This window comes from Algivirga pacifica, from assembly GCF_039543525.1.
Classification (GTDB): domain Bacteria; phylum Bacteroidota; class Bacteroidia; order Cytophagales; family Flammeovirgaceae; genus Algivirga; species Algivirga pacifica.
The window spans coordinates 51,075-60,003 of the sequence record NZ_BAABJX010000006.1 but is presented as its reverse complement, the minus strand read 5'-3'; the positions used below and the strand labels follow the sequence as shown (position 1 = coordinate 60,003).

The window sequence follows — 8,929 nt, the reverse complement described above, 5'->3', positions numbered from 1 at the left end:
AAAGTAGAAAATTCTAATGGTATTTTTTATATATAACCTAGCTCAGCAAAACGTTATAATCAGACTTTTTTAATAAGCGAGCGTGGATCTCCTATAATATCTCCATAGAAATCTCATTAAAATTCATTATTTTAAAAAAAAAGAATCTTACCGATAAATCACGAGTCAGAGATGAATTTCAACACCTTGCCATTTGAAGTTAGATACCGTCTGATCATCACTGCATCTACTTTTGTGAGTCGTATCTACAAAAAGCCCATCTCATACCAGCTATACCTCTGCAAAGACCGTTGGGTAGAAGTTCAAATTGATCCAGAAAACAATCATCAGATTGTCAGTATCGAAGAAATCAAAGAAACACACTTACTTTACGAGTACTGTCGGGATGTATCCCTATCACAAGTAGGCATCTAGCTCATTTACTCGTAGAACGAGCAGTACTTTCAGTCAGGTAAAAAAAGAAACATGAGTCACCCCTTCAATCTTAATACGGGGCGACTCATGTTTTTTTATTTCTAACATTCCAAGAAAATATCATGCATGCGTAATGTTAAGGAGATTCTCTTTGAAGTTTCCCTGTATCATTCTCCTAAATATACGTTAATATACATATGCTTCTAACAGCATTCAATTGTCAGAAACCTAATCAACAACCCTATGAAAACAACCTTACTATCATTACTTCTTTTGTTCCCTCTACTCCCTTTACTTGCTCAAAGTGAATCTCCTTTACTTCAAGGCAATATGTCTAGCGAAAATATGGCCTTTGAGCAACTTCGCTTCAAGGCCTATGAAGTCGTGACTATATGGAAAAAAGAGTCTACTATAAATGAAGCGGACCTTCAACTGCGTTTGGATGAGGCCAATCAAATCATCAATGAACTCACTCCTCAAAGACACTCCTTTCTTACCGATGACGAACGTTTACTCAAAGCTTTAAGAATTAAAGGAGAAAGTAGCCTATTTCTGGAGCATTATCAGGATGCCATCAGTTGTCTAAGACAATGCTTAGCACTAGAGTCAACCCCTGAAAAAGCCGCTGTACACGCCAAGCAATTAGGGATTGCTTACGTAGCAGTAGGCTTTCCGAAAAGGGCTTGTCAGTATTTTGAACTCTCTGTTGATTTGATGGAAGGGAATGAAGAGGGGATCGATGAAAAAGTACGGCAGTTGTGGCATTACTGCTGCGGCATGTAGTTATTAATAAGTCAAAATGAGTCATCCCATATTAACAAATGGCTTAGCTTTCTGAGAATTCATCACTTTATAGCTATCTCACAAGCCCTTTATGAGTTTCTTCATTTTTTCCTTGATGAAAAAACGAAGCAAAAAAATCAAGGCTTTGAAGAATTTGCCTAATTTTTAATCACAAAAGCTAAAACCATTACATGGCGTATTCAACTCGCTACGCTCAAACAATGGAATTTTATTAACGCTTTTAAGATTAAAAATTTTAACGGCAATTCTTCAAGGCCATTTTTAGATATATAAAGGCACTTTTTAAACAAAAAACATGAATCACCCCTTAAATGTTAATATGGGATGATTCATGTTGACTTATCTTTCTACTTTTTACGGGAACCTATGGTCACACCTCCAAAAAGATATAAGTAAATAGATCTTGACCAACGAAAGTTGACAGGAAGCAATAAAATACTAGGCGTAAAGATTGCTGTAAAATACACCCATATACTTTCTGGATTCACCAAAATATAGGTAGCCGCAAAAAAGGTTATCAGCAATGCGATATTGAAAGCATAGGTAATGTACATAGCTCCAAAATAAAAGCCTGGCTCTGGCTCTAAATCACCTTCACAGGAAGGACATTTTTTATGCATCTTGGAGAAGTTATAATGATACGGTCCATGCAAGAACATATTTTCCTCCAAGCAATAAGGGCATTTCCCCGATAGCATAGGTAGCACGGCTTCTGCAGCTGAAGTTTTTTCCTTTTCTTTCATCAGTTGGATTATTTTATATTAAGAACATATCTGGAACGCCAATTCAAATATGGGTTCCAAACATGTTCTAATAGAAATGACTATTCAGGTTGGACAAATGACTTCCCGGCAGCACCCCAGGCATTCACTCCTCCTTTCATATCATAAATTTTTGTAAAAGACAACTTAGACAATTGATGAGCAGCCTTATTACTTCTACCTCCCGAACGACAAAATAGATATAATGGTTTTTCTGTCTCTAATGCCTTTATTTTCGTTTCAAAGTCAGCATCGTAAAAGTTAATATTCACAGCACCTTCCAACGTACCTTCCTGAAACTCCTTTGGAGTACGCACATCCACCAGCAATACTTCTCCAGCTTCTATCATTTTCGAAAACTCCTCTGCATTGACCACCTCTACTTTTGAGGTAGCAGATATCTCTGTACTATGTTTTCCTTTAGCTTCAAAATACCAGTAGGCTCCTATTGAAGATAACAGCACCACTAATAATAAAATCTTTTTCATCTTTAAATCGTTAGTTTTGAGCATGCTTAAAAACACACCCTCCAAGAAGTTAATGTAAAAAAACAATCCCGCAACTACGATGAATTGCGGGAATATAAGATTGGTTGTAACAGCCTAAAGTTACTATTTTTTCTCCTAATATCAATATTGAAATCCACTTCTTAGTGAGGTAGTTTATTGCGAAGAAGACCATACGCAAATGTCCCCAAAAGTGCACTCACAATAACCAATAACATCGTCAAAGCACCGTGTCCCACTAGCGTAAACATAGGCCCCGGACATGCTCCTGTCAACGCCCACCCTAAACCAAAGATTGTTCCTCCAATTAGGTATCTTGGAATACTCATATCCTTATCAGAGAATACAATAGGGTTTCCATTAAGGTCTTTCAAACCAAACTTCTTTACCAATGCTACCAGAATTACCCCCAGAATAACCGCTGAGCCTATAATTCCGTACATATGGAAATTATCAAAGAAGAACATCTCCTGAATTCTGAACCAAGAAACGGCCTGTGATTTGGTCATTACAATACCAAACAACATTCCCATAAAAATATAGCGGATACCAATTGATTTTTTCATTAGAACTCTATGTTTGCAATTAAACTAAAATGATGTAGGTCTGCATTATAGAACAACGGCTCTATCTCTCCATATAACTCTTCTGTATTGCCCTTCCAGACATACAAAAGCTGTAAATGCAATCCTTCAAAAAACTTACTGAAATCGTAATCAGTCTCTACGTTGAGCTGATTATGGGATAAGTCCCCATAATGATTCATGGCCTTATCCTCATGAGATGGAAGCCAGAAGCGTCCTCCCTCCAATTTGAATGTTAAGTGATCAGAGGGTTTCCATGCTGATTTCAGCACCAAGACCTGAAAATTCCCCAATCCATCCATTCTATTTCTAAGAATGGAAGTAAAGAGATGTTCCCTTCCCCACTCTCTGGGAAAAGTATACCTTCCTTGATCACTTGCCCAGGTATAGTTCATGGATACCTCCCATGCTTTTTCCTCTATTCCTAACTTTCCCGAAAGGATATTGATTTGCTGCCCCTCTTCCATAAAAGCCAGCTCAGCTTCCTCATGTCCTCCGGTACCTATTTGATGCTGATAGATATATTGCAACCCCATCACCGCATGCCACTGACTTACTTTTCTTTTATATAACCATTGCCCGAAAAATGTGTTGGAAATATTTTCAATGGTATAGTTCCAAACATCAATGGACCAAGGTTTTTTCCCTTGGTAGTTAATCCCTAGAATAGCTACTCCTTCGGTATCTTGTACAGCAGGCACCTCATGTCCATGTCCCCAAAGTGCGTGTTCATACATGCCAAGCACTTCACCCATAGGATACCATTCCAATGTAGAACGAGGGGATGCATGCGTAAAGAATCCCGCGTGCAGGGTCAGTGATTTTACCGCTTCCCATTGCGACCAGGCTCCTTGTACCACATAAGGCTTCATACGTGTATCTTGCGTATTCATCAAAGGAGTATGAATCCCCATACGTCCTATCTGTACGTAAGAGCGATCGGCAAAGCGATATCGCAGGTACAATTGCTCTAAACGGTCCAGATCATATTTATTTTCTGGATCATGTAAGTCAAACAACTGCCATTCATACCATGCAGGACGCTCCGCTATCGGATCTAGTTCTGAAAAATCAGAAGAACCCAGATTAAAAGCATAAAACCCACTTAATCCCAGCTCAAAACCCTTGAAGTTAGCGGTCTGGTATTCCAATACTCCTCCCAACCCATTGGCATAATAGTCGGTCAACGCACCACTATTAATTGTTGCCATAGAGTTTAAGCGTATATGTCCGTGGAAATGGCCCTCAGAGAAGAATTCACGAATGGAATGTACTTCTTCCGATTTCTTGGCATGCCCCTCTGGCATGGCATGATGCTGTGCTTCAACAAACCAAGGCAACATCATCAGTATCGTTAGTCCTCTCAGAACCTTTCCCAGTCGTTTCATCTCTCTAGAAAGATAGAATTAACGGTAAAAGGATATGCGTCATTAGTAAGCCTCCAATAAAGAACCCTACCACGGCAATCAATGATGGTAACTGCAAGTTAGATAAACCACTGATCGCATGACCTGATGTACAACCGCCTGCATAACGTGCTCCAAACCCTACCAAAAAGCCTCCAATTACAAGAATTAGAAAACCTTTTAAGGTAAATAGTGCTTCCGTACCGAACAACTCCTGAGGCAGTAGACCTGTCTCATCTGCTTGTACCCCCATTTGTGCTAATGAAGCCTTAGTAGACTCTGCTATTTCCGGTGTTTCCATACCGTTCATAAAGTTTGCAGAGATAAACCCTCCAATAACGGCCCCAATAACAAATAGTAAGTTCCAGCGTTGTGCTTTCCAGTTGAAATTAAAGAAGTCATTCTTCTTTCCTGCTCCACAAGCTGAACAGATCACACGCAAGTTCGCCGATACACCGAACGACTTACCTGCAAATAGCAATAGTGCCATTGTCAGTGTAATCAATGGTCCTGACACATACCATGGCCAAGGTTGTAAAATCCACTCCATTTCTTTTTACTTCAGTTTAATTTGTTAATTCAAACCCTAAACCTATATTCTTCATATGAATATACCAACATATATTATAACTAATAACTGATGGAATATGTTCTTCCGTTTGAAGTCATTTACAATAAGTCTATCTAACAAAGGGAGTTTGGCTTCATTATTTTGTCCTCCCTTTATCAGAAGGGCAGATATCCACAAAGGATATCTGCCTGATTTATAGCTTTCTTATTATAATGTCGAAGGACATACATACTCCGTCAACATAATTCCTGTTTCTTTGATTGCTCCGAAACCACCTGCTACATCGATAATATTATTATATCCATTTGCACGCAAGATCGACGTTGCAATCATTGAACGGTAACCACCTGCACAGTGTAGGTAGTACTTCTTGTCCTTATCCAGATCATTCAGATGATCGTTGATATAATCTAATGGGAATGACTCCGCTCCTTTGATATGCTGAGAGATGTACTCGTTTGGTCCACGAACATCAATGATATCCACTGTACCTTCTTCCATCTTAGCCTCTAGCTCTGTCGCAGGAATAGAGGTAATTGTTTCTACATTTAACCCTGCAGCTTCCCAAGCGACCATTCCGCCTTTCAAGAAACCAATTGTATTGTCATAGCCTACACGAGATAGTCTTGTTACGGCCTCTTCCTCACCACCTTCATCTGTGATCAATAAGATTGGTGCTTTGATATCCGTGATCAATGCACCTACCCAAGGCGCAAACTTACCACTCAAACCAATATTCATTGCTCCATGTACAAAACCATCCTTAAAGGTTTGTGGTGCTCTTGTATCCAATACAACAACCCCTTCCTGCTTCATTGCTTCTGCAAATGCTGCTGGCTCCATGGCTGTCAACCCGTGAGAAAGCACTTCATCAAAGTCCTCGTACCCGAACTTGTTCATCATCGCATTCTTAGGGAAATACTGAGGAGGAGGTAAGATTCCAGAAGTCACCTGTTTGATGAACTCTTCTTTCGTCATATCCTGAAGTGCATAGTTTGTTTCTTTTTGCTCTCCAAGTTTCCCTACGGTCTCTTTACTCATATTCTTACCACAAGCAGAACCTGCTCCGTGACCAGGGTAGATAGTGACATCGTCTGGCAACGTCATAATTTTATTACGAAGAGAGTCGTACAGGTGTGCCGCTAGGTCTTCTCTCGTCAAGTCTGTTTTCACAGCCAAGTCTGGACGTCCTACATCACCCAGGAATAGTGTATCTCCTGTAAAGATCGCTTCCTCTTTTCCACCTTTCAGTAACAAGAAAGTTGAAGATTCCATCGTATGTCCTGGCGTATGCAATACACGGATTACATAATCACCCAATTTGAACTCCTCATTATCTGTTGCCACATGCACATCATAAGATGGATCTGCGGTTGGGCCGTAAACAATTGTTGCTCCTGTTTTCTTGGCCAAGTCTACGTGCCCTGAAACGAAATCTGCGTGAAAGTGTGTCTCGAAGATATACTTGATCTTCGCACCTCTTTCCTCTGCCATTTTTACATATGGTGCAGTTTCTCTAAGCGGATCGATTACCGCTGCCTCACCATTTGACTCGATGTAATAAGCACCTTGTGCCAAACATCCTGTGTACAATTGTTCTACTACGTTACTCATCGCTTATATAGTGTTTAATTATGTTTAATCTTTTTAATGTCACAGGGCGATGCCCTGTGCCAGTTGGGCAATACTCTGTGCTAGTTGGGCGATGCCCTGTACTTGCAAGGTGTTACCTTGTACTAATATTATCTTAGAATAATTTCTTTGGTTAGTACCCAACACCCCATCACCACAACGAACCAACCAAAACCTTTTTTCAACTTGTGTCCTGGGATATAGTTAGACATCCATGAACCTACAAAGATTCCACTCACTGCCAATGCTGTAAAGATCAATAAGAACATCCACTCAATCGGCTGACTGCTGATATCCCCAAGGAACCCTACCAGTGATTTCACGGCAATAATCAATAAAGACGTACCTACCGCTAACTTCATCGGCAATCGAGCCAATACAACCAAGGCCGGAATAATCAAGAATCCTCCACCTGCGCCGACCAAACCGGTAAGGGAGCCAACTACAAGACCTTCCAATACAATCATTGGATAGTTAAACTTGATCTCTTCTTCTTCTCCATCCAATGCGTTCTTTCTTCCCTTAATCATGGAAATGGAAGCCAAAAGCATCATTACTGCAAACAGTAACATCATTCCCATAGACTTTGTAACCTCCAATCCTCCAATAGTCGCTATCTGATCTGGGATCGCTGGCACCAGATACTTTCGAGTCAAAAAGACCGATAACATTGACGGGATACCGAAAACAATCGCCGTCTTATAACTTACCAAGCCTTTCTTCATATTGTTAAAAGATCCTACCAGTGCTGACAATCCTACAACGAATAAGGAATATGCTGTCGCCAATACGGGATTCACTCCCATTAAATACACCAGTACCGGAACAGTCAAAATTGATCCCCCTCCTCCAATTAATCCGAGCGACACTCCGATCAATATTGAACCTGCGTAGCCTACGATTTCCATAAATGACTTCTTTTTATAGCTTTTTATTTCTGATTACACTGCAAACATATCAAGTAAATTTCATATGTACAAATCTTCATGTGTTGATTTTCCGGACAAAAGTCACACAAGAATACAAATTGATGATTTTCAGCACCATTAAGAACATCAACCATCGTAAAAGCCTCCTTGTAAATAAAATCAAACAACCCCTATATCTCTATTGAATAAATAGGGTTTATAGGGTTTTAATTCTAAAATCATATCTAATTATTAGGACACATCATTTTAGAATTAAAAGTAATAGTTATAAGTACCCAAAGAAGGACTTCCACCACTACTCTTTTATTCGGGTGAGCACAAATAGTATCCTTCCTTTTACCTTCTACAACCATATAGGTATTGGGAGTGACCACAAGGGGCACTCTTCCTTATACTTTATACCTTTTACTTTTTACTTTTTACCTTTTATCTTGCTTGGGGCGACCACGTGGGGTCTCCCCTACTTTTATAACATCCACAATCCTATAAATCATCTCAAACATGAAAGTCAAAGCACTCTATATATACCCTATCAAATCTTTAGGAGGTATTGCGGTCTCCTCAGCCAATACACAAGAAAGAGGATTTGAATATGACAGGCGTTGGATGCTCGTCGACGAAAAAGGAAAATTTCAGACACAAAGAGAGCTCGTCGATCTATGCCACTTTATTCCTAATCTTTCAGATGAAGGAATTTCCGTCACCGATCGTAGAGATCAACAAACTATTCATATTCCAATACAGCCCTTGGAAGAGCAGATCCCTGTCAACATTTGGGGAGAAGAAGTGATGGGAAGCCTAGTATCTAAAGAAGTAGACCAATGGTTCTCCCAGCAACTGAAGAAAAAAGTACAATTGGTCTATATGGATCAGACGTCTCATCGCCCTTTGGAAGAAAATGATCATATCAAGGAAGATACTACGGTAAGCTTTGCCGATGGGTTCCCCTACCTTATCTTAGGCAGTGCATCCATCAAAGATCTCGATCAAAGAATCCCATCACAAAGTATTCAGGCAGAACGCTTTCGCCCCAACATTATCATAGACACGGAACAAGCGTTTGAGGAAGATCTATGGCTAGACATTACTATAGGGGATATTGCTTTTAAAACCCCTAAGCCTTGTGCCCGCTGTGTGGTCACTACGATCGATCCTGACAATGGAGAAAAAGGTAAAGAGCCTCTACTTACGCTATCCACTTACCGGAAGCTGGGAAACAAGATTCTAGTGGGAGAGAATGCAGTGGCTACTACCTTTGGAAAGATTCGAGTGGGGGATACTGTTGTAGTGATGACTGAGAAAGAAGGGTATTTTTAGAGCAG

General features: G+C 40.0%; 10 protein-coding genes. 3 read left to right on the top strand and 7 right to left on the bottom strand.

Translation table 11 applies throughout. The features are described 5' to 3' along the window. Positions 1–171 precede the first annotated feature (171 nt). Both ABD985_RS01770 and ABD985_RS01765 read left to right on the top strand, forming a co-directional pair. Positions 172–414 carry a hypothetical protein gene (locus ABD985_RS01770; RefSeq protein WP_345368700.1) on the top strand — a complete coding sequence of 81 codons (243 nt, stop codon included), beginning with the start codon at positions 172–174 and terminating at the stop codon, positions 412–414. A 243-nt stretch (positions 415–657) separates the two neighbouring features. Then, positions 658–1,197 carry a hypothetical protein gene (locus ABD985_RS01765; RefSeq protein ID WP_345368699.1) on the top strand — a complete coding sequence of 180 codons (540 nt, stop codon included), beginning with the start codon at positions 658–660 and terminating at the stop codon, positions 1,195–1,197. Positions 1,198–1,565: 368 nt separating this feature from the next. Here ABD985_RS01765 and ABD985_RS01760 read toward each other — a convergent pair whose 3' ends face one another. From ABD985_RS01760 to ABD985_RS01730, 7 genes are all read right to left on the bottom strand, one after another. Continuing rightward, positions 1,566–1,961, bottom strand: coding sequence for a DUF983 domain-containing protein (locus ABD985_RS01760; protein WP_345368698.1), 396 nt, complete (start codon positions 1,959–1,961; stop codon positions 1,566–1,568). An 80-nt stretch (positions 1,962–2,041) separates the two neighbouring features. Continuing rightward, entirely contained in the window at positions 2,042–2,467 is a 426-nt protein-coding gene (locus tag ABD985_RS01755) for a rhodanese-like domain-containing protein (RefSeq protein ID WP_345368697.1), read from the bottom strand. 161 nt (positions 2,468–2,628) lie between these two features. Beyond that, positions 2,629–3,051, bottom strand: coding sequence for a DUF6691 family protein (locus ABD985_RS01750; RefSeq protein ID WP_345368696.1), 423 nt, complete (start codon positions 3,049–3,051; stop codon positions 2,629–2,631). After that, positions 3,051–4,457 carry an OprD family outer membrane porin gene (locus tag ABD985_RS01745; protein WP_345368695.1) on the bottom strand — a complete coding sequence of 469 codons (1,407 nt, stop codon included), beginning with the start codon at positions 4,455–4,457 and terminating at the stop codon, positions 3,051–3,053. Before ABD985_RS01745 ends, ABD985_RS01750 begins: the two co-directional genes overlap by 1 nt. A gap of 4 nt (positions 4,458–4,461) precedes the next feature. Beyond that, positions 4,462–5,025: a YeeE/YedE family protein gene (locus ABD985_RS01740; RefSeq protein WP_345368694.1), complete on the bottom strand. Its 564-nt coding sequence runs from the start codon at positions 5,023–5,025 to the stop codon at positions 4,462–4,464. Between the two features lie 228 nt (positions 5,026–5,253). Continuing rightward, a complete protein-coding gene (locus tag ABD985_RS01735) occupies positions 5,254–6,660 on the bottom strand; it encodes an MBL fold metallo-hydrolase (RefSeq protein WP_345368693.1) in 1,407 nt (468 codons plus the stop codon). A gap of 128 nt (positions 6,661–6,788) precedes the next feature. After that, positions 6,789–7,586 carry a sulfite exporter TauE/SafE family protein gene (locus tag ABD985_RS01730; protein ID WP_345368692.1) on the bottom strand — a complete coding sequence of 266 codons (798 nt, stop codon included), beginning with the start codon at positions 7,584–7,586 and terminating at the stop codon, positions 6,789–6,791. A gap of 522 nt (positions 7,587–8,108) precedes the next feature. On the opposite strand from ABD985_RS01730, the gene ABD985_RS01725 reads away from it, so the two are divergent. Beyond that, complete coding sequence (locus tag ABD985_RS01725) at positions 8,109–8,924, top strand: MOSC domain-containing protein (RefSeq protein WP_345368691.1); 816 nt, start codon at positions 8,109–8,111, stop codon at positions 8,922–8,924. Positions 8,925–8,929: the final 5 nt, after the last annotated feature.

What these genes read in the sequence shown, in the direction of transcription:
- ABD985_RS01770 (WP_345368700.1), top strand. Translation starts at nt 172, where the DNA reads ATGAATTTCAACACCTTGCCATTTGAAGTTAGATACCGTCTGATCATC.
- ABD985_RS01760 (WP_345368698.1), bottom strand. Translation starts at nt 1,961, where the DNA reads ATGAAAGAAAAGGAAAAAACTTCAGCTGCAGAAGCCGTGCTACCTATG.
- ABD985_RS01735 (WP_345368693.1), bottom strand. Translation starts at nt 6,660, where the DNA reads ATGAGTAACGTAGTAGAACAATTGTACACAGGATGTTTGGCACAAGGT.
- ABD985_RS01765 (WP_345368699.1), top strand. Translation starts at nt 658, where the DNA reads ATGAAAACAACCTTACTATCATTACTTCTTTTGTTCCCTCTACTCCCT.
- ABD985_RS01725 (WP_345368691.1), top strand. Translation starts at nt 8,109, where the DNA reads ATGAAAGTCAAAGCACTCTATATATACCCTATCAAATCTTTAGGAGGT.
- ABD985_RS01745 (WP_345368695.1), bottom strand. Translation starts at nt 4,457, where the DNA reads ATGAAACGACTGGGAAAGGTTCTGAGAGGACTAACGATACTGATGATG.
- ABD985_RS01730 (WP_345368692.1), bottom strand. Translation starts at nt 7,586, where the DNA reads ATGGAAATCGTAGGCTACGCAGGTTCAATATTGATCGGAGTGTCGCTC.
- ABD985_RS01750 (WP_345368696.1), bottom strand. Translation starts at nt 3,051, where the DNA reads ATGAAAAAATCAATTGGTATCCGCTATATTTTTATGGGAATGTTGTTT.
- ABD985_RS01755 (WP_345368697.1), bottom strand. Translation starts at nt 2,467, where the DNA reads ATGAAAAAGATTTTATTATTAGTGGTGCTGTTATCTTCAATAGGAGCC.
- ABD985_RS01740 (WP_345368694.1), bottom strand. Translation starts at nt 5,025, where the DNA reads ATGGAGTGGATTTTACAACCTTGGCCATGGTATGTGTCAGGACCATTG.